The following is a 22,279-nucleotide window of genomic DNA, read 5'->3' as shown; positions in this document are numbered from 1 at the left end:
AATCATTGACCTGCTCAAAGGTTACGAGTGTAAATCGACGGACTTTGTTGCATATTTATTCAGTTATGTGTATAATAATGAGTATCCAAACGGAACGAAGGATCCATGAAGAGAGGAAGGGAACTTTAGATGAAGATCGCACTGCATAACGAACGGCCGGAAGAAGCGCAGCTGCGCCGGCTGATGGATGACCTGGCTGTCGAAGCGGGGGTACAGCCGCATCTGGAGGAGCCCGAAGCGGACCGCAGCGGGCGTGTCATTGCCGCCTATGACTGCGGAAGGCTGATCGGTGTCGGCCGTCTCGTGGACACCGGCGCGGAAGCCGGCAGCTTCGAATGCACGCTACTTCCGAGCTATTCCGGCCGGGAGATCGAGTCGAGCATGCGCAAGCTTCTCTCCGCCCGCCGCATGTGCCGCTGATCCCTGCCGCCTTATAATAGAACCCGACATCACCGCAGCTTCCTGTTGTCTACAGGGGCTGCTTTTTTGCTGTTCCCGGGAGGCCCGCGGCTTCCTCTGCACAGGAGCGGCCCGCAGCGTTGGCACCGGCTGCCAGGGTTATTTTTGCTTTGCAAAAAGGTGCGGCGTAGGTGTAATATGGAGGAATAACCTTTTGCCGGATCCCTAAGAATCCGGCACAACCTGAAGGCCGTAGGAGGACCCCAAGCCATGGAGCAGTTCAAGCTGAAGATCATTGAGTTATTAAAAGAAGATGCGCGCCGCACCCCTGCGCTGATCGCAACGATGCTCGCCGCGCCCGAGGCGGAAGTGGCGCAAGCGATTCGCGAGCTGGAGGAAGAACATATCATCGTGAAGTACGCGACGGTCGTCAATTGGGCGAAGGTCGACGATGAGAAGGTTACGGCGCTGATTGAAGTGCAGATTACTCCCGAGCGCGGCCGCGGCTTCGATGCGATTGCGGAGCGCATTTACTTATATCCTGAAGTAAAATCCGTTTATCTCATGTCGGGCGCGTACGATCTGCTCGTCGAGATCGAAGGCAAGACGCTCAAGGAAGTGGCCTCCTTTGTCTCCAACAAGCTGTCGCCGATCGACCGCGTGCTGTCGACCAAGACGCATTTTATCCTCAAAAAATACAAACAGGACGGCATCACCTTCGAAGATCACGAAGATGACCACCGTCTGTTAATCTCGCCGTAAAGGACGATGGAACGATGATTGAGCCGAAACAGCAAACGGGGGAAACCCAGAACCAATCGATGAGCCGTTATCTGGCACCGCTCGTACGCGATATTCCGCCATCGGGCATCCGGAAGTTCTTTGACCTTGCGAGCGGACGCAAGGACATTATCTCCCTTGGCGTGGGCGAGCCCGATTTCAGCACGCCGTGGCACGTCAGGGAAGCCTGTGTGTATTCCCTCGAACGCGGCAACACCAAGTACACCCCGAACTCCGGTCTGCCGGAGCTGCGGGAGGCCATCGCCGAATATTTGTACGAATCGTTCCAGACGCCGTATGAGCCGGCCGATGAGGTGCTGGTGACGGTGGGCGGCAGTGAAGCGATCGACCTGGCCCTGCGGGCTCTTGTCACGCCGGGAGACGAGATTCTGATTCCGGAGCCGTGCTATGTCTCCTACAACCCGATTACCGCGATCGGCGGCGGGGTGCCGGTCGGCATAGAGACGTTCGCCAAGGACCAGTTCAAGCTGACGGCGGAGTCGCTGAAGAATGCCATTACGCCGCGCTCGAAGATTCTCATTCTGTGCTATCCGAGCAATCCTACCGGGGGCATAATGACCTACGAGGATTGGCTGCCGATCGCCAAAGTCGTCGAAGAGCACGATCTTATCGTGATATCCGACGAAATCTATGCGGAGCTGACGTATGACCGGAAGCACGTGTCGTTTGCTTCCATCCCGGGGATGCGCGACCGCACGGTGCTCGTCAGTGGCTTCTCCAAGGCCTTCGCGATGACCGGCTGGCGGATGGGCTATGCCTGCGGACACCGGGACATCATCTCCGCCATGACCAAAATTCACCAATATACGGTGATGTGCGCTCCTTCGATGGGCCAGGTGGCCGCACTTGAGGCGCTGAGGAACGGGATGGAAGAGAAGGACCGCATGGTCGAGTCCTACAACCAGCGGCGCCGTCTGGTCGTCCAGGGCTTCCGGGAGATCGGTCTTCAGTGCCACGAGCCGCAGGGCGCGTTCTATGCGTTCCCGTCGATTCAAGCCACGGGCCTCAGCTCGGCGGAATTTGCGGAGCGCTGCCTGTTTGAGGCCAAGGTCGCAGTGGTGCCGGGGCAGGTCTTCGGCATCGGCGGAGAGGGCTTTGTCCGCTGCTCCTATGCTTATTCGGTTTCGCAGCTGCTCGAAGCGATCGATAGAATAGGAAAATTTATGAAAAATCTCTAAATTCGACAAAAAAGTCATTTTCAATTTCCCCAATAACTGGTATCTTAGAAGTATGGAAGTTTTCTATATTAATCATTTATGGAACTATCCGTCTAAGGACTAAGATACTAGAAGGTTGGGAGGGATAAGGAATGGCATTTCCGGAATACCAGCTTCGGCAGAACTTCAATCTTGGTTGGATACGCGAGAGCGAGGAGAAGTCCAAGTGGATCTTTGGCAAACGCAAAAAGGGTTCCGCGGCTTCAACACTGGAAGATGATATCTACCGGCTGAGGCAGGAGATGGAGCAGCTTGTTCAAAGCGGAAACAGCCTTACATCCTCCCGCGTGGTTGAGATCAGCATGGAGCTGGATATAAAGATTAACGAATATATGCAGGGATTTCGGAGAAGCCGGTCATGACCGGCTTCTTTTTTGCCGTGTAAGGACAGGGAAGCTTTGAAAGCCGCGGCTTCTTTATGATAAGATAGCATGATAGAAGAACGGGGTTTCCAAGGTGCGTGAAGGGAGCATGAAGTTCATGAGAAGGAAGTGGCTGCTTGCGCTGCTGCTTGTGGTGATTCTGGCCGGATGCGGCGGAGGGCCGAAGGCGGATGTGACGGTTTTCATGATGTCTTCGAAGGGGATTCCGAGCGAAGCGTCGGAGAAGCTGCAGGCTTCGCTTCAGGCGAAGCTTGGGACGGCGCCGACGGTCCAGGTATTGGCAACGCCGGTTTTCAGCATGGAGAAGATGATTGTGGAGATCGCTGCGGGGGATCACGGGATTCACGTGCTGCCGGGCGACCAGCTGGAGTCGTTGAAGAACCAGCAGGCTTTCATCCCGCTGGATGATGTGGCGAAGCCGGAGGATTTTCCGAACGGTGTCCTTGAGATCGAGGAGAACGGGAAGAAGGAGAAACACCTGTACGTGATTCCGATGGAGGAATCGGCCTGGTTCAAGGATTTGAACCTGAACGGCAAGGATCTATATGCCTTCATTCCGGTGAATGCGCCGGACAAGGAGAAGGCCAAGCAGGTCATGAAGCAGATTGCCGTGAAGTAAGCGCAATTCGACTTGTACGAAGTGAACACACGGCTGCCGGATCACGGCGGCCGTCCGCAGTCCGGGTGCCTGGGGGCCGAGCCGCAAGAGGAGGCCGCTCAGGTTAAAAGGGAAGCCGGTGTGAATCCGGCACGGTCCCGCCACTGTCATCGGGGTAAGCTCCATACAGCCACTGCGCGCCGGAAGGCGTGCGGGAAGGCGGAGCGCCGCCGGTCCGTATTCTTCGGCCGGCCCCGTAAGTCAGGAAACCTGCCCGGACCTTGGCGTTGTCGCCCTTTCGAGGAAAAAGGGCAGACCTTCTCCTGCCCCGGCGGCCCCCTGCGTCCCTTGCGGACCCTGCAGGGCGTTCGGCGGTGCGATAAGGGCTGCCCTCTGCTCGGAAGCGATTCCGCGGCGGAGGGCTTTTTGGCATTCTTGGAATAGGGCTGCAGCCAGGATTCCCAATAAATATGGGGTTAGGAAGTGGACAGATGAAAGCGTGGAGAAGAAAACTGATGGGGACGGTGCTGAGTCTGGCGCTGGCGGGTACACTTACCGCCTGCGGCCAATCGGCAGCGCCCGTACCGGGCCAGGGAGAGCTGGCGGAGCCGCCGAAGGCGGAGAGCGGCACAGGCGGGAGCGAAGGCACAGCAGCGAAGCGGACGGTCTATCCGCTGAAGATAACGGACGCGACGGGCAAGGAGTTTACCTTCGAGAAGGCGCCCGAGCGGGTGGCATCGACCTCGCCGAGTGAAACGGAAATTCTGTTCGCGCTGGGACTCGGGGACAAGGTGGTCGGCGTATCGGATTTCTGCGACTATCCGGCGGAAGCGAAGGCGAAACCGAAGCTCGGCAGCATCATGAAGCCGAATGAAGAGGCGCTGATCGGCTCCGGGGCGGATGTGGTCGTCAGCGGAGTATCCATGAAGAACGACACGGTGAACAAGCTGCGTGAGCTGAAGGTGAATCTGTTCAAGGTGGAGCCGAAGACCGTAGACGACGTGATCGCTAATATTCTGACGATGGGCAGGATCTTCGACCGTCAGGAGCAGGCGCAGAAGGTTGTGGACAAGATGAAGAGCGAGCGGGAGCAGGTGGTTCAGGCCGTGAAGGATCTGAAGCCGGAGGAGAAGCGCCGGGTGCTGATTGAATTCTCGCCGGGCTGGACGGTGGGTTCCGGTGAATTCCTGGACGAGCTCATCACCCTCTCCGGAGGGGTGAACGTGGCCGCCGGGGAGAAGGGCTACATGAAGATTAATGAAGAGAAGGTTATCGTGGACAACCCGCAGGTGATTCTGTATCCGAGGAATCTCATCGACGACAAGTCCGGCAAGAAGCTCGATGAGATCATCCGCGCCCGCAGCGGCTGGGAGAAGATTGATGCCGTGAAGAATAACAAGCTGGCTGGAGTCGACAAGGATACAACGTCCCGTCCGGGTCCGCGCATTACCGAGGGGGCTGCTTGAGATTGCCAAGGGCATTTACCCGGAACGGGTGAAATAAAATGAGACGGAGGCTCGCGCTGTGGGTCGGGGGAGCGCTGCTCCTTCTCCTGCTGTCGGCCACCGCAGCGATGTCGATCGGCACGGTTCACGTGCCTTTTCGCCATGTATGGGGCATTCTGCTGCACGGGCTGACGGGAGGCGGGTCTGACGGCGCAACCGTTCCGTGGACGACGGCCCACGAGCAGATCATCTGGAAGGTGAGGCTGCCCCGCATGGTGCTCGGCTGTCTGGTCGGGGCGGCGCTGGCGCTTGCCGGAGCGGGGTTTCAGGGCGTGCTGCGCAATCCGCTGGCCGATCCGTATACGCTCGGCGTCTCCTCGGGCGCCTCGGTGGGCGCGGCGTTCTTGATCCTCTTCGGCCTGCAGTATGCGCTGTTTGGAGAGTGGACGATTCCTGCGGCGGCTTTTGTGACGGGGAGTCTGACGCTCTATGCGGTGCTGGCTCTCGCCCGGACGGGGGGCAGGCTCCGGATGGAGACGGTGCTGCTCGCAGGTGTCGTGATGCAGGCGTTCCTCGGTGCCATCGTATCCTTCATGGTAGCGATGTCCGATGAGGTGATCAACGAGATTATCTTCTGGATGATGGGCAGCCTGGTGATGCGCGGCTGGTCATACTCGATGGTTCTGCTGCCCTACGTCTGCCTGGGCGCAGCCGTGCTGATGGCCTACGGCAGTGCGCTGAATCTGTTTGCCCTCGGCGAACGGCAGGCGGCCCACCTGGGCGTGGATGTGGAGCGGGCGAAGCTTACGGTACTGGCGGCTTCCACCCTGCTCACGGCCGGAGCAGTCTCCGTGTCCGGTGTGGTGGCGTTCGTCGGCCTGCTCGTACCGCATCTGCTGCGCCTGCTGGCGGGGCCGGATTACCGGCTGCTGCTTCCGCTCTCCCTTGTCGGAGGGGCGGTCTACATGCTGTGGGCCGACACGCTGGCCCGGACCCTGCTGTCCCCGACGGAGATTCCGCTTGGCGTCGTTACGGCATTCATGGGCGCACCGTTCTTCGCTTATCTGCTCCGCCGGCGCAAGCAGGCGCTGAGGGAGTAACAGGTGAGCTTGGGACAGGGACCGGGGAAGCTGGACTGGGTGAATGTAGGGTTCAGTAAAAATTTGGAATGCAGATATTGATGATGAAGTGAAATGAAGTGAAGTCAGATACATCAAAGAAGGGAGGGACGGCCATGGCCGGGATGAAGGTAAGGGGGCTGGGCAAAAGGTTCGGAGCGCGGATCGTGCTCCGGGAGATCGACCTGGAGGTCCGGCAGGGCGAATGGCTCGGCATCCTGGGCCCGAACGGCAGCGGCAAGTCGACGCTGCTGCATCTGCTCTCGGGCGTGGAGGCGCCGGATCAAGGGAGCATCGAGCTGGATGGGCAGCCGCTTGCCGGGTATTCCCGCAAGGCGCTGGCCCGGCTGCTGGCCGTCCTTCCGCTAGGATGCGCTTCCTCCCCTGGGCTTCACGGTCAGGGAGATCGTGGAGATGGGACGCTATCCTTATCAGAACTGGCTGGGGGAGTGAGAGGGAGGACCGCTCCGCTCTCGTGGAGCGGATTCTCTCCTGGCTGAAGCTGGAGGAGCTGCAGGAGCGCACGGTGGATGCACTCAGCGGCGGGGAAAGGCAGCGTGTGGCGCTCGGCCGGGCCCTGGCCCAGGAGCCGAGGCTGCTGCTGCTCGACGAGCCGACGACCTTCCTCGATATCGGTTATCAGCTGGAGATGCTCGAGCGGATCGACCGGTGGAAGGAAGAGAACGGCATGACCGTCGTCTCGGTGCTGCATGATCTCAATCTCGCTTCGATGTTCTGCGACCGGCTGCTGCTCCTCCAGGAAGGGCGGATCCGCGCGATCGGCACGCCGGAGCAGGTGCTGCAGCCGGCAGGGCTTGAGGAGGTCTATGGCACAAGACCCTACGTGCTGCCGCATCCGGACAGCGGCGTGCCGCAAATACTGCTTGGAAGGGACCGAATGGGGCATGAGTGAACAGGAACTTGGGAACATATTGGCGGGTATCGGCCCGCTGGATGAGAGAGCGGCGGCGGAAGCGGCGAGGCGTCTGGACGAGCTTACGAAGCCTCCGGGAAGCCTGGGGCGGCTCGAGGCGGTGGCGCAGCAGGTCGCGGGCATCCGCGGCGAAGCGCTGCCGGAGCTCGGCCGCAAGGCGGTCGTCGTCATGGCGGCCGATCACGGCGTCTGCGCGGAAGGAGTCAGCGCCTTCCCTGCGGAGGTTACGCCGCAGATGGTGCTGAACTTCCTTGGCGGCGGGGCGGCCGTGAACGTGCTCTCCCGCCAGACCGGCGCCGAAGTCGTCTGCGTCGACATCGGCGTGAATGCCATGCTGTCCCATCCGCTGCTCCGTTCGCACAAGGTGCGGTGGGGGACGGCCAATATGGCCGAGGGCCCGGCCATGACGCGGGAAGAGGCCGTGGAGGCCATCCGGACCGGCATCGAGATCGCCCGCGGGCTGGCGGATGAAGGCTTCGGCCTGCTGGCGACCGGCGAGATGGGCATCGGCAACACGACGGCGAGCAGCGCCCTGCTCAGCGTGCTGACCGGCGAAGAGCCGGCAGCGGTCACAGGACGCGGCACCGGTATCGACGATGCCCGCCTGCGGCATAAGCAGGAGGTCATCCGCCGGGCGATCGCCGTCAACCGGCCGGACCCGAACGATCCGCTCGATGTGCTGGCGAAGGTCGGCGGCCTGGAGATTGCGGGGCTGGCCGGTGTGATCCTCGGTGCGGCGTCCCGGCGGATTCCCGTCGTGATCGACGGCTTCATCTCCTCGGCGGCGGCGCTGATTGCCGCCCGGCTGGCTCCGCTGAGCCGGGACTTCATGATCGCCTCGCATCTCTCGGAGGAGAGGGGGCATGCCCGGCTGCTGCAGGAGCTTGGCCTTGCGCCGATGCTCCAGCTGGATATGCGGCTGGGCGAAGGCACCGGCGCGGTACTGGCGTTCCCGCTGGTGGAGGCCTCCCTAAAGCTCATGCGCGAGATGGCGACCTTCGGCTCGGCCGGCGTGTCGCAGGCGGCCGGGGAGACGCCGGCCGGGGCATGAGCGGGGCGCGGGAAGCGGTACGCCCGCTGCGGGTGCTCGTCACCGGGGGCGCGCGCAGCGGCAAGAGCGGCTTCGCCGAGCGCCATGCGGCGCGGCTGGGTGCGCGGGGGCTCTACATCGCCACGTCGCAGGCGTACGACGATGAGATGCGCGAGCGCATTGCCCTGCACCGGCAGAGCCGGGAGGCGCAGGCTTTCCCGTGGACGACGGCGGAGGAGCCCTACGTGCTGAGCGCCCTGCTGCAGGAAGCGCGCGAGCCGGTCGTCCTGGTCGACTGCCTGACCCTGTGGCTGTCGAACTGGCTGCTCCGGCTGGAGCAGGAGCCGGACGCGCAGCGCCTGCTCGAGGAGAAGATCGAAGAGCTCGCCCGGGCCTTCGAGAGAGCCGAACGGCCGGTGATTCTCGTGACCAACGAGGTCGGGTACGGTCTCGTGCCCGAGTATAAGCTCGGCCGGATCTTCCGCGATCTCTCGGGCCGGATGAACCAGCGTCTGGCCCGGTCGGCGGACCAGGTGTTCCTTGTGACCTCGGGGATTCCGCTGGAGCTCAAGGCGCTGGCCTATCCCGAGTAATTAACGGAGAGACCGGGCAGCCGGCAGCTCAGGAATCTAGGTCCGGCGGTACGCGAAGCCAACGGATAAGAAAGATGGGGGACGCACGTGCTTCAATACGGTTTGCAGGAAATACTGGCGGTCGCGCTGGCTGCGGTCGTCATCGACTGGGTGATCGGCGATCCGCAGTGGAAGTGGCTGACGCATCCGGTCGTGTGGATAGGCCGGCTGATCCGCCTGCTGGAGCGGGGGCTGTACCGGACGCCAGGCGGCGACGGCGGCGCAGAACCGTTGAAGCTCCGTTTGCGAGGTCTGGCGCTTACACTGACGACGATAGCGGCAGCCTACGCTGCCGTGTGGGCGGTCTGCCGGGCGGCGGAAGCCGTTCATCCTTGGCTCGGCTATGCGGCGTCCGCTTGGTTCGTCTCCACGACGATCGCGGTCAAAGGCCTGAAGGATGCCGCCATGCTCGTCTACCGGCCGCTCTGCACGGGGAACTTGGAGGAGGCCCGCAAGTATGTCGGCTATATCGTCGGCCGGGATACGACTCGGCTGGAGGAGCCGGAGATTACGCGGGCGACGGTCGAGACCGTGGCCGAGAACATCGTGGACGCGTTCATCTCGCCGCTGGTGTTCGCCCTGCTCGGAGGGGCCCCACTGGCGATGCTGTACCGGGCATCGAATACGCTGGATTCCATGGTCGGGTACAAAAATGACAAGTACCTGCATTTTGGCTGGGCCTCCGCGCGGTGGGACGATGTGCTGAACTGGCTTCCCGCCCGGCTGACGGGCGGGCTGCTGGTGGCGGCGGCCGGGCTGACGCCCGGGCTCTCCGCAGCACGGGCGGCGAAGGCCGTCCGGGTCTTCGCCCGGCTGCATCCGAGCCCGAACAGCGGGATCCCGGAGTCGGCCGTGGCCGGGGCGCTCGGCATCGAGCTCGGCGGTGTCAACGTCTACCACGGGCGGACGAGCGAGCGGGCCCGGATGGGCTGGCCGCTGAGAACCCGCGAGCGCGGTGATATTCTGCGCACGGTCGGTCTTTTGTATAAGGTAAAGCTATCTGGCGGCGGGGGGATTGCTGTGCGTACTGCTTGGGATTACATACGCGGGATAGGAGGGGCGGCTGCGGCCGCTTTTCAATTTTTGTCGAGACTGCCCGTGCCGCTCACGCTCGATTACAGCGGGGGGCTGTTCCGCCGCAGCGTCGTCTTCTATCCGCTGGTCGGTGCGGTGCTCGGCGCGATCCTCTGGGGAGCGGGAGCGGTGCTGCAGGCGGTGCTGCCCCCGCTGCCGGCCGCTGCGGTGCTGCTGGCTCTGTGGGCTGCGCTCACCGGCGCGCTTCACCTCGACGGGCTGATGGACACGGCGGACGGGGTGCTCAGCCACCGCTCCCGGGAGCGGATGCTCGAGATCATGAAGGACAGCCGGGTCGGCGCGATGGGCGTGGTTGTCTGCGTGCTGGTGCTGCTCCTGAAGTGGTCGCTGCTGACTTCCATAATGGAGCGGGGCGGGGGACTGGCGCTGCTGCCCCTGGTGCTGCTGTGGAGCCGCTGCATGATGGCCGCAGCCCTGGTCTGCTGGCCCTATGCCCGCCAGGAGCAGGGGGGCGGCATGGGCAGCTTGTTCGCCGGCCTCGGCTTCCGCCACCTGACGGGCGCCGCCGGGCTCGCTGCGGTACTGACACTCTCCGCCGGCTGGTGGACCGGCGGAGCTGCGCTGCTGCCCCTGCTGTTGGCGCTGCCTGCGGCCGCCGCAGCGGGCTGCGCACTTATGGGCGCTTATCTGCACCGCAAGCTGGGCGGGCTCACCGGCGATACGTACGGTGCGATTAATGAAGGGGTCGAGACGCTGCTGCTGGCCGTATGGGTCGGCATGACAGGCTTATAGGAGGCGAAGGGGATGTTGGAGAAATACGGGCACGGCGGGGACCTACAGACGGCGGCGGAGAAGTACGGCAGGCCGCCGGGGGAGTTTGTCGATTACAGCTCGAATATGAATCCGTTCGGTCCGCCGGAGGCGGCAGGGCACATACTGCGCACACGCTGGCAGGAAGCGGCCGCTTATCCGGACCCGGCGGCCAGGGAGCTGACGCGACGGCTGGCGGAGAAGCACGGCGTGGACCCGGCGTGCATTCTCGTCGGCAACGGGGCCGCCGAGCTGATCGATCTGGCTGTGCGGGTGCTGCGCCCTGCGGTTACGGGACTGGCCCGCCCCTCGTTCAAGGAATACGAGGATGCGGTGCGGAAGACGGGCGGGGCCGTCAAGGATATCCCCCTGAGGGAGGAGCAGGGCTTCGAGCTGCAGCTGCAGGATCTGGAGGCGGCAGCGCCCCACTGCGACCTGCTGTTCCTCGGCTCGCCGAACAATCCGACAGGGCGGCTGCTGCCGCAGGCCGTGCGTGAGAGGCTTGCCTCGGACGCGCTTCCGGCGGTCGTCGACGAGGCGTTCCTCGACTTTCTGCCGGAGGAAGAGAAGCTGTCGCTTGCCGCCGCAGCCTCGTCGAGCCCGAATCTCATCGTGCTTCGCTCGATGACGAAGTTCTACGCGATCCCGGGTCTGCGGCTCGGCTATGCCGTCGCGCATCCGGACCGCATCTGGGCCATGAGGGAGCTGCAGGTGCCGTGGAGCGTCAATGCGTTCGCCCAGTGGATCGGGGCGGCGGTGCTGGAGGACCGCGCTTACGCCCGGCGGACGCTGGAGTGGCTGCCCGGGGCGAGGGCTGAGCTGCTCGCGGGCCTGCGGGAGCTGGGTGTGCTGGCCTGGGACAGCGACACGAATTATGTGTTGTGCTCGCTGCGGGCGCTCGGGTGGACCGGGCGTGGGTTGCAGGAAGCCATGGGGCGCAGGGGCATCCTCATTCGCGACGCCTCGCTGTTCCCGGGCCTGGACGATTCCTACGTCCGGCTCGCGGTGAAGCTCCCGCAGATGAACCGGCGGCTGCTCGCCGTGCTGGCGGAGGTCTTCGCGGAGCGGCAGCGGGAAGGTAGGGGCCGTGCAGCTGCTGAGGCGGCGGCAGCGGGCGCAGCTCAGACGGCGCCTTACGCAGTAGAGGGCTTGGGCGCGGAAGCACCGGCTTCTTCCGGCCCGGACGCCCCGCTCTCACCGGCGGGAGCAGGACCGTCCCGCCGCCGAGGATCGGTTGTCATGCTGCAGGGCACGGCTTCGGACGTCGGCAAGAGCCTGCTGACCGCTGCGCTCTGCCGCATTCTGCTGCAGGACGGCCGCCGGGTGGCGCCGTTCAAGTCGCAGAACATGTCCCTGAACTCCTACGTGACGCCGGACGGCAAGGAGATCGGCCGGGCCCAGGGAATGCAGGCCGATGCCTGCCGCATTCCGGCGACGACGGACATGAACCCGATCCTGCTCAAGCCGAAGAAGGATATGGTGGCGCAGGTCGTCGTCCACGGCAGGCCGTATCAGGATCTCGACGCCCGCACCTACCGGGAACGCTACCTGCCCGAGGCGGAGGGCGTGGTCAAGGAAGCGCTTGAGCGGCTGCGCAGCGTTCACGACGTGGTCGTGATCGAGGGAGCCGGCAGCCCGGCCGAGGTGAACCTGAAGGACCGCGATATCGTGAACATGCGGCTGGCGGGCTGGGCGGACGCACCGGTGCTGCTCGTCGCGGATATCGACCGGGGCGGCGTGTTCGCTTCACTCGTCGGCACGCTCGAAATCCTGACGCCTGAAGAACGTGCCCGTGTCCGCGGCTTTGTCATTAACAAGTTCCGCGGAGACGTGACGCTGCTGCAGCCGGGGATCGACTGGCTGGAGGCGCGCACGGGCATCCCGGTGCTCGGGGTGATCCCGTACCTGCCGCAGCTCGGTCTCGAGGACGAGGATTCGGCCTCGCTCGAGCGCAAGCTGGCCGAGACGGCGCGCAGCGGCCCTCCGGCGAAGCTGCCGCCCGAGATGCTCGACATCGCGGTTCTGCGCCTGCCCCGCATCTCCAACTTCACGGATGCGGATCCGCTGGCCTTCGAGCCGGATGTGCGCCTGCGGTTCGTCTCCTCGCCCGAGGACTTCGGGCAGCCGGATGCCGTGATCATTCCCGGCAGCAAGAATACGGTCGACGACCTGCTCTATCTTCGTTCGAGCGGGCTGGACCGCAGGCTGCTCGCGTATGCGGCAGGCGGCGGCTTTGTCACCGGCATCTGTGCCGGCTATCAGATGCTCGGGGCGCGGCTGCTCGATCCCCAGCTTGTCGAATCCGACAAGCCGGAGCTTGAGGGCCTCGGCCTGCTGCCGACCGAAACGCTGTTTGCCGCCGAGAAGCGGACCGTCCAGGCGGCGGGAGTCGCGAGGCTGTACGGCGGCTACCCGGTCGAAGGCTACGAGATCCACATGGGCCGTACGACCTTCCTGGAGCCGGTGGAGCATCCGTTCCTGCTGCAGGAGGAAGGCTCCGCAGGTCTGCCGGATGGAGCTGCGGTGGCCGAAGGACGCGTCTGGGGCACGTACCTTCACGGCGTGCTGCACAGCGACGACTTCCGGCGCGCCTGGCTGAACCGTATCCGGGAGAGCAGGGGGCTTGCCCCGCTGCCGGCCGAGCTGCGGTTCACCGAACGGCGGGAGGCCGCCTTCGACCGGCTGGCCGGGCATGTGCGCTCCCACTTGGATATGGAGCGTTTGTATGAGATGATACAGGAACAGGAAACTGCCATTCTTACCTAAGGAGGGACTGGGCATGCGCATTTATACAAGAACGGGCGATGCCGGCCAGACCGGTGTCATCGGGGGGCGCGTCGACAAGGACGACGTCCGGGTGGAAGCCTACGGGACGACCGACGAGCTGAACTGCTTCGTCGGGCAGGCGATCGGGTTTCTCGATCCCCAGCGCGACGCGGATCTCGCAGCGGACCTGCTGGAGATCCAGCACGAGATCTTCGACTGCGGCTCGGACCTCGCCCTGCTGAAACAGGAGCTGCGGCCGTACAAAGTCACCGCGGAGATGGTCGACCGGCTGGAGGCATGGATCGACAAGTACGACGCCGAGACGCCGGACATCAAGCGGTTCATTCTGCCGGGCGGCTCGCTCGCTTCTTCGACCCTGCATGTCTGCCGCACCGTGTGCCGCCGGGCCGAACGCCGGGTGGTGACGCTGGCCCGCACGCAGCCGATCAACGACGAGGTGCGCCGCTACCTCAACCGGCTGTCGGACTTTTTCTTCACGGTGGCCCGTGTGGCGAACCACCGCGCCGGGATGCCGGACGTGGAATATGTGAGAAGTGCCGAGGTGTTCCGGCGCAAATCATGACCTACTACAAACCGATTGAATACATTGTGCCTCCGGAGGACGAAGGCCTGCTCCTCAAGACCGTGCTGCAGAACCGGATGGGCCTCTCCCGCAAGCTGCTCTCCCGCTTGAAGCTGACGGAAGAGGGCATCACCGTGAACGGCGAGCGTCGCTACATCAGCGTGAAGGTGCAGCCGGGAGACCGGGTCGCCGTACGGATGGAGGTCGAGGCCTCGGATGACATCCTGCCCCAGCCGATGCCGCTGGAGATCCTCTACGAGGACGATGAGCTGCTCGTGCTGAACAAGGAGGCGGGGAGGATCGTCCACCCGACCCACGGCCATTATACGGATACGCTGGCGAACGGCGTTGTGCATTACTGGCACGAGCAGGGCTGGAGCTTCCGCTTTCGGCCGATCCACCGGCTCGACCAGGAGACCTCCGGGGCCCTGGCTGTGGCCAAGAACCCGTATGTCCACCAGCAGATCTCCGAAGAGATGCAGACGACGGGGCTCAAAAAAGAGTACCTCGCCTTCGTCCACGGACAGCTGGAGACGGACGAAGGAACCGTCGACCAGCCGATCGACCGCGATCCGGAGGCGCCGCATATCCGTATCGTGACGCCTTCGGGCTACCGATCGGTGACCCACTACCGGGTCGAGCGCCGGTTTGCGGACGCGACCCTGGTCCGCCTGTGGCTGGAGACCGGCCGCACGCACCAGATCCGCGTGCATATGCGGCATCTCGGCCATCCGCTGCTCGGCGACAAGATGTACGGGCCTCCGGAGGAAGAGGGAGTCTACGGGCTGCAGCGCCATGCGCTGCACGCCTGCCTGCTCGGCCTGACCCACCCCGTCCGGCGGGAGTGGATGGAGTTCGAGGCCCCGCTGCCCGAGGACCTGCAGCATCTGCTCCGCCAGCTGGAGGGCGGGGAGCAGGGCCGCCCTTGAAGGGCATGCTGTCCGAGGCAGCACTTCTTCCCAAGCCAAACAGACCGTACCGGACTTCAAGAGAAGTGTCCGGCACGGTTTTTTGGCATGCTTGGGAGCGGCGGTGGAGTGCGAACCCCGCTGCCGGCGGAGCGGCGGCACGGGTTCCGCATCACATAGGCGGCATCCTGGCATCCGCTGCTCTGCGATAAGATGTGCGGCCCTCCGGAGGAGAGGAGGGCTGCAGGCTGGAATCCCGTGCGCTGCCCGCCTGCCCGCTGCCCGTCCCGTCCAGAGGGTTTGACGGGTCCGGGGCACCGCCGCTGCAGCACCTGCCCTTCTTTTACTGCAGCATCCCGACATACTCCTTCAGTGCCAGGGAGAATGAGTCCTGGCCGCCGGCCGTCGGGATCCACAAGCGGCTGGTCATGCCGCCGTCATACCGGCTGATCTTGTAGTCCACCGGGTAAGGGAGCACTTCGACGCCCTGCTTCCCAAAGTGCTTGATCGAGCGGGCCATGTGGAAGGCGGAGGTGACGAGGATCGGCTTCCGGAACCCATGCTGATCGAGCAGCACCTTGGAATTGCGGGCATTCTCCTGGGTCGTGCGTGAAGCGTCATCGAGCAGAATGGCCTTCTCGGGCACGCCGAGGGCGATCAGCTTCTGCTTGGACAGGCGCCCCTCGTTCACCGTATCCTCATAGACCTGGCCGCCCGAGACGAGAATCGGGAGCGGCTTCTTGGCGAAGAGCTCGGTAACGGCGACGACGCGGTGCAGCGTGGAGCCGCTGAGATGGCCCGTGGCGCTGATGTCGGGCGTGCCGCTGACGCCGCCGCCGGTCAGCATGACGTACACATCGCCCTCGACCGCCTTGGGCGGATCGTAGCGGTCCTCGACCGACTTCAGGAGTCCTTCGCCTGTAAGCGGGATCGACATGAAGTAGAAGAGCAGCGCAGCGGCGAAGGTCACCAGGCCGGCCGAACGACGGACCCGGAAGTAGACCCACGCGCCAAGAAGGAGCAGAACCAGGATGTAGAGGCCGGGAGGGAAGAGGAAGCTGTAGACGAGTTTAATGACATAAATCATGGGGGACTCCTTACTGTTCAGGGGATCTGGGGAAGGGTTCGGCCGGATGAACCGGGCCTGTACGCTCCCTTTTCCATTATCCTGCGGAAGCGGCCTATTTTCAATAAACCGTACATCCCCGTACATTTGCAGGCGGAAGGCGTTCATCGGTATAATGGGAGGGAAATGCCGGCGCGCTAACGCTAACAGACGATAAGGATGGTAAGTACCCCATGAACGACTCAAAACTGAAGGTATATCAATATCCCCAGTGCGGTACGTGCCGCAGTGCGGTCAAGTGGCTCAAGGAACACGGCTGGGACGTGGAGACGGTGCATATTGTGGAGCAGCCGCCGACCGTGGAGGAGCTGCGGGAGATCATCCCGAGAAGCGGCCTGGATATTAAAAAGTGGTTCAATGTCTCCGGCGAAGTCTACAAGGAGCTCGGACTGAAGGATAAGCTTCCGGGACTCAGCGAAGAGGAGAAGATTGCACTGCTGGCATCGAACGGCAAACTGATCAAACGGCCGGTGGTCATCAGCGGCAGTCAGGTGACGGTGGGCTTCAAGGCCGACCAGTATGAGGAGGCCTGGGGCAGCCGGGGCTAATCCAAGCAAGACGAGGAGCGTGAAGCCTGTTGCAGCAGCGGCAGAAACCAAAGAAGCAAACTCCCCTGTGGTACATCGGTGCCGCGGTCATGTTCATTTTCAGCCAGCTGAAGACGCTGGTTCCCCTGCTGAAGTTCAGCAAGTTCGGCGGGGCGTTCCTGTCGATGCTGATCTCGGTCGGAGCCTATGCGCTGATCTACCCGTGGCAGTTCGCCGTGGGATTCGTCCTCCTTCTGCTGGTTCATGAGATGGGCCACGTCTTTGCCGCCAGGCAGAAAGGTCTTCCCGTGTCGGCTCCCATGTTCATTCCGTTCCTGGGCGCGCTGATCAGCATGAAACGGCATCCGCGCGATGCGGCGACGGAGGCCTATGTGGCGATCGGAGGGCCCGTACTCGGTACGGTGGGGGCGCTTGCGGCCTACGGTCTGGGTATCTACCTGGACAGTCCCCTGTTTTACAGTCTCGCCTATGTAGGATTTCTTCTGAACCTGCTCAACCTTCTTCCGATCCACCCGCTGGACGGAGGGAGAATCTCCACCGCAGTCACGCGCTGGCTGTGGCTGGTCGGCCTGATTGCCGGGCTTGTGGTCATTTTCTATCTGCGGTCCATCCTGTTCTTCATCATCTGGGCGATGTTCGCCTACGACCTGTACAAGAAGTTCGTAAGCAAGAAAAAATCCGGGCAGACCCGCGTCATGAACGCGAGCTTCCAGGTGGCGGCCGATCCGCTGATCGAGCAGGGCTACCTCATTCCGGGACCGGAGCATAAGCGGGACCTGCCTTTCCTGACGTACTCGGATCTCGAGGGGCAGCAGTTCGTGAAGGTGTACTGGGAGGGGCTCGATTTTACCGGGACGATCCCGATGATGGAGCAGGGCCTGATCAAGCGGACCCATGTCACGCGGCTGGAACGGCAGCAGAAGGAAGACGGGCTGTATCTCATGGTCCACTGCCAGGTGGAATACGCGAAGTACGAGAACGACGCCTACTACGATGTCACTCCGGCTACCCGCTGGAAGTACGGCATCGCTTACCTGCTGCTCGCCGCATTCCTGTTCGTGATGATGAGGGAGGTTCACGAGGTGCCGGGGCTGCAGCTGCGCTGACGGCCCTCTCTTCCCCGGAAGCAGGCAGGTCTTATCTTAGAAAAAAAGGTTGGGTGAATATGTCGAAGTGGCAGTCGAAGCGCTTGGCCGAACTGGGTTCGGCCATTTTTTCTGAAGTGGCGCAGTGGAAGAGGGAAGTGCAGGCGGGCGGTGTCGACGTCATCGACCTTGGCATCGGCAGCCCGGACCGGGGACCGTCCGACCGGGTCCGCGCGGCCTTGGCCGAGGCGGTGAGCGATCCGGGGCAGTACGGCTACCCGACGTCCGAAGGCAGTCTGCTCTTCCGGCAGACCGTGGCGAAGTGGTACCGGCACCGGTTCGGTGTCGAACTCGATCCCGAGCGCGAGGTCGTCACGCTGATGGGCTCCCAGGACGGGCTCGCCCACCTGGCGATGGCGGTCACCGATCCCGGCGACACGGTGATGGTGCCCGATCCGGGGTATCCGATCTATGCGGCGAGCCTCGTGCTGGCCGGTGTCGAGCCGTATTTTCTGCCGCTCCGCGCGGAGAACGGCTTCCTTCCGCAGCTCGGCGAGATTCCGGAGGAGACGGCGCGCCGGGCGAAGTTCATCCTGCTCAACTATCCGAGCAACCCGCTGTCGGCGGTGGCGACGAGGCCCTTCTTCGAGGAGCTGGTGCGCTTCGCGAAGAGGCATGACCTGCTGATCGTCCATGACGTGGCGTACTCCGAGATGGCGTATGACGGCTTCCGGCCGCCGAGCATCCTCGAAGTCGAAGGGGCCAAGGAGGTCGCTGTCGAATTTCATTCCTTGTCGAAAAGCTTCAACATGGCCGGCTGCCGCATCGCCTTCATGGTCGGCCAGCCGGACGCGGTGCAGGCGCTGCGCATCCTGAAGTCCAATATCGACTACGGCGTCTTCCTGCCGGTCCAGCGGGCCGGGATCGCGGCGCTGGAGGAGGACATGGAGCCGGGCAGCGTCTCCGTAGCCGGCCTGTACGAGCGGCGGCGCGATCTGGTGGTGGACGGGCTGCGGGCGGCCGGCTGGGAACTTCCAAAGCCGCAGGCCACCATGTTCATCTGGGCGCCCATTCCGCCCGGGTGGACATCTCGACAGATTTCCCGGGAAATGCTATATTCCGCCGGCGTTGTCGTAATTCCGGGAGACGCCTTCGGGCGGGAGGGCGAGGGCTATGTCCGCATCGCGCTCGTCCAGGAGGAAGACCGTCTGCAGGAGGCCGTCCGGCGGATCGGAGCCTTTTTGCAGGGAGCCGGGCAGTGTCCGGGCACGAATTCACAGTGATTATGCGAAGCCGTTTCTCTAATGTCTGAGAGAGCGGCTTTTTTCTAATGCATCGCGAAGTCGGTGTCGTGATTTCTGACCCTGCCCTGTCGCCATATTGCAATATCCAGTCCAGGGCAATTCTGTTACGATGAAGGCAGATGAAGCAGGTTACCTGCATAACAGGAGGGAATATTCATGTCGAAGAAGCTTCGGATCGGTATCGTAGGGTGCGGGGGAATCGCGAACGGCAAGCATCTGCCGGCGCTGGCAAAGCAGGATCGCGTAGAGGTTGTCGCTTTTTGTGACATTATCTCGGAGCGGGCGGAGAAGGCGGCGAAGGAATACGGAAGCGAAGGCGCGAAGGTATACATAGACTACACGAAGCTTCTTGAAGACGCTTCCATTAATGCGGTGCATGTCTGTACGCCGAACGATTCGCACGCGGCGATTTCCGTTGCGGCTCTCGAGGCCGGCAAGCACGTGATGAGCGAGAAGCCGATGGCGAAGACGGCGGCGGATGCGCGCCGGATGCTGGAAGCGGCGGAGCGTACGGGGAGGAAGCTGACCGTAGGCTACAACAACCGCTTCCGCCCGGACAGCCTGTATCTGAAGCGGCTCTGCGAGGACGGGGAGCTCGGCGAGATCTACTATGCCCGGGCGCATGCGATCCGGCGCAGGGCGGTGCCGACCTGGGGCGTGTTCCTCGATGGGGAGAAGCAGGGCGGAGGCCCGCTGATCGACATCGGCACCCATGCGCTCGACCTGACCCTCTGGATGATGAACAATTACGAGCCGAAGGTGGTTCTCGGCACCGCCTTCCACAAGCTCTCGTCGAAGGAGAATGCGGCCAATGCGTGGGGGTCTTGGGACCCGGCGAAGTTCACGGTCGAGGACTCGGCGATGGGCATGATCGTCATGAAGAACGGGGCTACCATCATGCTCGAGTCGAGCTGGGCGATCAACATGCTGGATGTCAAGGAAGCGAAGTGTACGCTTAGCGGCACCGAGGGCGGGGCGGATATGGAGGACGGCCTCAGGCTCAACGGCGAGAAGCACAGCAAGCTCTACACCAACAAGGTGGAGCTCGGGACGAAGGGCGTCGACTTCTACGACGGCAAGACAGAGAAGGCGGAGGACACCGAGATGCGGCACTGGATCGATGCGATCCTGAACGATACGGAGCCGGTCGTCACCCCCCGCCAGGCGCTGGTCGTCTCGGAGATTCTGGAGGCGATCTACGAATCGTCGAGGACCGGTCAAGCCGTGTACTTTGATTAAGAACCCGGACGGGGAATAAGGAGGCTGGTGCGATCATGATTCGAGTAGCCATGCTGAGCTTCTGGCATGTGCATGCCAAAGACTATGCCAAGCAGGCGCAGGAGCATCCCGGTACGGAGATTGCGGCCGTCTGGGATGAAGAGCCGGAGCGCGGCCGGCGGGAAGCGGAAGCCCGCGGGGTGCCGTTCTACGCGAGCCTGGAGGAGCTGCTGTCCCGTCCGGAGATCGACGCGGTCATCGTGGACACGCCGACCCATTTTCACCGCGATGTGATCATCGCTGCGGCACGGGCAGGCAAGCATATCTTCACCGAGAAGGTGCTGGCGGCGACCCAGAAGGAGGCGGTGGAGATCCTGCAGGCCGTGGAGGCGGCGGGCGTCAAGCTCACGGTCTCCCTGCCCCGCCTCAACCACAGCTACACCCTGGCGGTGCAGGACATCCTCGCCCGCCGGCTGCTCGGCGAACTGACGCTGGTGCGCACGCGCCTGTCCCATAACGGCGCGGTCTCCACACAGCAGTCGCCGGACGGCTGGCTTCCCGGCCATTTCTTTGGCAGGGAGCAGTGCGGGGGCGGCGCGCTGATCGACCTCGGCTGCCATCCGATGTATCTAGCCCGGCTGTTCCTCGGAGAGCCGGAGAGCGTGTCCGCCCACTACGGGTATGTTACCGGGCGTGAGGTGGAGGACAACGCGGTGGCCGTGCTGCGCTACCCGAACGGGGCGCTCGCCGTGGTCGAGGCCGGCTTCGTCAACGCGCACTCGCCCTTCGTGATCGAAGTGCACGGCACCGAGGGCAGCCTGCTGTTCTCCTCGCACGATAACCGGCTGCTGCTCCGCTCGAATCTGGCCGGGGAGGGGGCCGAGCGGGAGTGGCGGGTACAGCCGCAGCCGGCGGAGCTTCCTTCCGCGTTCCACCAGTGGGTGGCGCATATTCAGGAAGACACGAAGGCGGAAGAGAACATCGCGCTGGCGCTGGAGCTGACCCGGCTGATGGAGGCGGCGAACCGTTCGGCCGGCACGGGGGCGGCGGTCCCGCTCAGCGATCTGCCGTCATGAACGGGCAGACCCGCGCCGGCTCCAAGCCGTACCCTTATGAGCTCATGCTCGAGAACCCGAGCGCGCTCGACCGTCTCGACGTGCAGTTCCGCTGGGGGGACTACGGCATCCGCATGCTGCGCTTCCACCATACGTCCTTCCCGCCGGGACGCACGGTGCAGTTCCACAAGCATTCCGACTTTGAGTTCCACTTCATTCCCCGGGGCAAAGGGAAGGTGATCCTCGGCAGCGAGCCTTATTCCCTCCTACGAGGGACTGATGTACCTGACGGGTCCCGGCCTGCTGCATTACCAGGAAGCGGATGCGAGCGAAGCGATGGATGAGCTGTGCCTGCACCTGGATATCCGCAGGCTGGAGGGGCGGCCGGAAGCCGGAGGCGAAGACTGGGGCGAGAGCTGGGAGCGCCAGGAGGCGCACGCCTGCGTCCGCCAGCTGGAGCAGCTGCCGCCCCGTCCCGTCCCGGACAACTTCAAGGCGATGGAATGCTTCCTGACCGCTTACCGGGCGTGGCATGAGAACCAGCCGGGCGTGATGACCGTCATCAAGCAGGCGATCGTCCAGATCCTGCTCCGGGTGGCCCGGGCCTACGACGCACCGCCCCAGCCGCTGCTGCCCTCCCGCGACATGAAGCACTACCGCTACGGCCTTGCCGTCCAGTTCATCCAGGACAATTACATGGCTCCCTTGACGCTGGAGGTGGTGGCCGAGCGGGTGCAGGTGAGCCCCCGGCAGCTGCAGCGGATCTTCCGGGAGCGCACGGGCGGCACGTTCAGCGAGTACATCGAGAGCGTCCGCCTCTCGCGGATCTGCAGCGAGCTGGCGGAGAGCGACCTGACGATGGACCAGCTCGCTGTGCGGTGCGGATTCTCAAGCAGCAATTATCTGCACTACGTGTTCAAGCGCAAGCTGGGCACGACCCCGATGCAGTACCGGCTGCAGCACCGGGAGCAACGGCATCCGCAGTCCCAGTCCCGGTAATGCAGGAGCTCAGTAACTGAGGGACGAGAAATGAGAACCGTATCCTGCGCCCAACAATCCGGTCATCCGGTCATCCGGTAACCGGGCAGCTTTCATCCGGACCCCCCCTTTCACACAGGTCCACCGCCAGCAATGGCGGGGAGCCCTGCCGAAGAGGGGGTTCTTTTGGCTGTATAAGGGGTGATCCCGGCGGCTTCCGTAAGCGGACTAACCATTCACGCCGTGCATCTTCAGTGTGCCTAATGGTTTGTAGGATGTTCAAAAATATCGGAGGGGGAGGGGGCG

The 22,279-nt window shown here is 63.4% G+C and carries 19 protein-coding genes, 3 pseudogenes and 1 riboswitch; of the genes and pseudogenes, 21 read left to right on the top strand and 1 reads right to left on the bottom strand.

The window, feature by feature from the left end; translation table 11 throughout:
• Positions 1-129 precede the first annotated feature (129 nt).
• The 15 genes and pseudogenes from PM3016_RS31405 to PM3016_RS31335 all read left to right on the top strand — a co-directional run bounded on the left by PM3016_RS31405 (position 130) and on the right by PM3016_RS31335 (position 14,680).
• Entirely contained in the window at positions 130-420 is a 291-nt protein-coding gene (locus PM3016_RS31405; RefSeq protein WP_014372169.1) for a hypothetical protein, read from the top strand.
• Between the two features lie 249 nt (positions 421-669).
• A complete protein-coding gene (locus PM3016_RS31400) occupies positions 670-1,161 on the top strand; it encodes an Lrp/AsnC family transcriptional regulator (RefSeq protein ID WP_013920464.1) in 492 nt (163 codons plus the stop codon).
• A 14-nt stretch (positions 1,162-1,175) separates the two neighbouring features.
• Positions 1,176-2,378, top strand: a complete 1,203-nt coding sequence (locus PM3016_RS31395; RefSeq protein ID WP_013920463.1) for an aminotransferase class I/II-fold pyridoxal phosphate-dependent enzyme — start codon at positions 1,176-1,178, stop codon at positions 2,376-2,378.
• Positions 2,379-2,509: 131 nt separating this feature from the next.
• A complete protein-coding gene (locus tag PM3016_RS31390) occupies positions 2,510-2,779 on the top strand; it encodes an aspartyl-phosphate phosphatase Spo0E family protein (RefSeq protein ID WP_014372168.1) in 270 nt (89 codons plus the stop codon).
• Positions 2,780-2,897: 118 nt separating this feature from the next.
• Positions 2,898-3,419 (top strand): hypothetical protein, encoded by a 522-nt coding sequence (locus tag PM3016_RS31385; RefSeq protein WP_014372167.1) that lies wholly within the window; start codon positions 2,898-2,900, stop codon positions 3,417-3,419.
• A gap of 46 nt (positions 3,420-3,465) precedes the next feature.
• Positions 3,466-3,690, top strand: a riboswitch (cobalamin riboswitch).
• 199 nt (positions 3,691-3,889) lie between these two features.
• Entirely contained in the window at positions 3,890-4,864 is a 975-nt protein-coding gene (locus tag PM3016_RS31380; RefSeq protein ID WP_014372166.1) for an ABC transporter substrate-binding protein, read from the top strand.
• Between the two features lie 38 nt (positions 4,865-4,902).
• Positions 4,903-5,943, top strand: coding sequence for a FecCD family ABC transporter permease (locus PM3016_RS31375; RefSeq protein WP_013920459.1), 1,041 nt, complete (start codon positions 4,903-4,905; stop codon positions 5,941-5,943).
• 134 nt (positions 5,944-6,077) lie between these two features.
• Positions 6,078-6,874 (top strand): annotated as a pseudogene (locus PM3016_RS40975) (ABC transporter ATP-binding protein).
• Positions 6,867-7,946: a nicotinate-nucleotide--dimethylbenzimidazole phosphoribosyltransferase gene (gene cobT, locus PM3016_RS31365; RefSeq protein ID WP_014372165.1), complete on the top strand. Its 1,080-nt coding sequence runs from the start codon at positions 6,867-6,869 to the stop codon at positions 7,944-7,946. Before PM3016_RS40975 ends, cobT begins: the two are co-directional and overlap by 8 nt.
• Positions 7,943-8,518 carry a bifunctional adenosylcobinamide kinase/adenosylcobinamide-phosphate guanylyltransferase gene (gene cobU, locus PM3016_RS31360; protein ID WP_014372164.1) on the top strand — a complete coding sequence of 192 codons (576 nt, stop codon included), beginning with the start codon at positions 7,943-7,945 and terminating at the stop codon, positions 8,516-8,518. The genes cobT and cobU overlap by 4 nt, the downstream gene beginning before the upstream one ends.
• Before the next feature lie 87 nt (positions 8,519-8,605).
• Positions 8,606-9,611: pseudogene (gene cbiB, locus PM3016_RS41540) on the top strand (adenosylcobinamide-phosphate synthase CbiB).
• Positions 9,578-10,384, top strand: a complete 807-nt coding sequence (gene cobS, locus PM3016_RS41535) for an adenosylcobinamide-GDP ribazoletransferase (RefSeq protein WP_085979950.1) — start codon at positions 9,578-9,580, stop codon at positions 10,382-10,384. The pseudogene cbiB and the gene cobS overlap by 34 nt, the downstream one beginning before the upstream one ends.
• Before the next feature lie 12 nt (positions 10,385-10,396).
• Positions 10,397-13,168 (top strand): cobyric acid synthase, encoded by a 2,772-nt coding sequence (locus PM3016_RS41225; protein ID WP_014372162.1) that lies wholly within the window; start codon positions 10,397-10,399, stop codon positions 13,166-13,168.
• A gap of 13 nt (positions 13,169-13,181) precedes the next feature.
• Entirely contained in the window at positions 13,182-13,751 is a 570-nt protein-coding gene (locus tag PM3016_RS31340) for a cob(I)yrinic acid a,c-diamide adenosyltransferase (protein ID WP_014372161.1), read from the top strand.
• Positions 13,748-14,680, top strand: coding sequence for an RluA family pseudouridine synthase (locus tag PM3016_RS31335; protein WP_013920451.1), 933 nt, complete (start codon positions 13,748-13,750; stop codon positions 14,678-14,680). The genes PM3016_RS31340 and PM3016_RS31335 overlap by 4 nt, the downstream gene beginning before the upstream one ends.
• A 322-nt stretch (positions 14,681-15,002) precedes the next feature.
• Here PM3016_RS31335 and PM3016_RS31330 read toward each other — a convergent pair whose 3' ends face one another.
• On the bottom strand, positions 15,003-15,746 hold the full coding sequence (locus PM3016_RS31330; RefSeq protein WP_014372160.1) for a YdcF family protein: 744 nt from the start codon (positions 15,744-15,746) through the stop codon (positions 15,003-15,005).
• A 212-nt stretch (positions 15,747-15,958) separates the two neighbouring features.
• Between PM3016_RS31330 and PM3016_RS31325 the strand changes: the two genes are divergently transcribed.
• The 6 genes and pseudogenes from PM3016_RS31325 (at position 15,959) to PM3016_RS31300 (ending at position 21,994) form a co-directional block, all read left to right on the top strand.
• A complete protein-coding gene (locus PM3016_RS31325) occupies positions 15,959-16,333 on the top strand; it encodes an arsenate reductase family protein (protein ID WP_013920448.1) in 375 nt (124 codons plus the stop codon).
• A 29-nt stretch (positions 16,334-16,362) separates the two neighbouring features.
• Positions 16,363-17,439, top strand: coding sequence for a site-2 protease family protein (locus PM3016_RS31320; RefSeq protein ID WP_013920447.1), 1,077 nt, complete (start codon positions 16,363-16,365; stop codon positions 17,437-17,439).
• Positions 17,440-17,498: 59 nt separating this feature from the next.
• Positions 17,499-18,701 carry an aminotransferase class I/II-fold pyridoxal phosphate-dependent enzyme gene (locus PM3016_RS31315; RefSeq protein ID WP_013920446.1) on the top strand — a complete coding sequence of 401 codons (1,203 nt, stop codon included), beginning with the start codon at positions 17,499-17,501 and terminating at the stop codon, positions 18,699-18,701.
• Between the two features lie 177 nt (positions 18,702-18,878).
• Complete coding sequence (locus PM3016_RS31310) at positions 18,879-19,961, top strand: Gfo/Idh/MocA family protein (protein WP_014372159.1); 1,083 nt, start codon at positions 18,879-18,881, stop codon at positions 19,959-19,961.
• 35 nt (positions 19,962-19,996) lie between these two features.
• Positions 19,997-21,016, top strand: a complete 1,020-nt coding sequence (locus tag PM3016_RS31305; RefSeq protein ID WP_013920444.1) for a Gfo/Idh/MocA family protein — start codon at positions 19,997-19,999, stop codon at positions 21,014-21,016.
• Positions 21,013-21,994: pseudogene (locus PM3016_RS31300) on the top strand (helix-turn-helix domain-containing protein). Before PM3016_RS31305 ends, PM3016_RS31300 begins: the two are co-directional and overlap by 4 nt.
• The last annotated feature ends 285 nt before the right edge of the window (positions 21,995-22,279 follow it).

This window comes from Paenibacillus mucilaginosus 3016 (assembly GCF_000250655.1).
GTDB lineage: Bacteria > Bacillota > Bacilli > Paenibacillales > NBRC-103111 > Paenibacillus_G > Paenibacillus_G mucilaginosus.
This window is presented reverse-complemented; position numbering and strand designations above follow the sequence as displayed.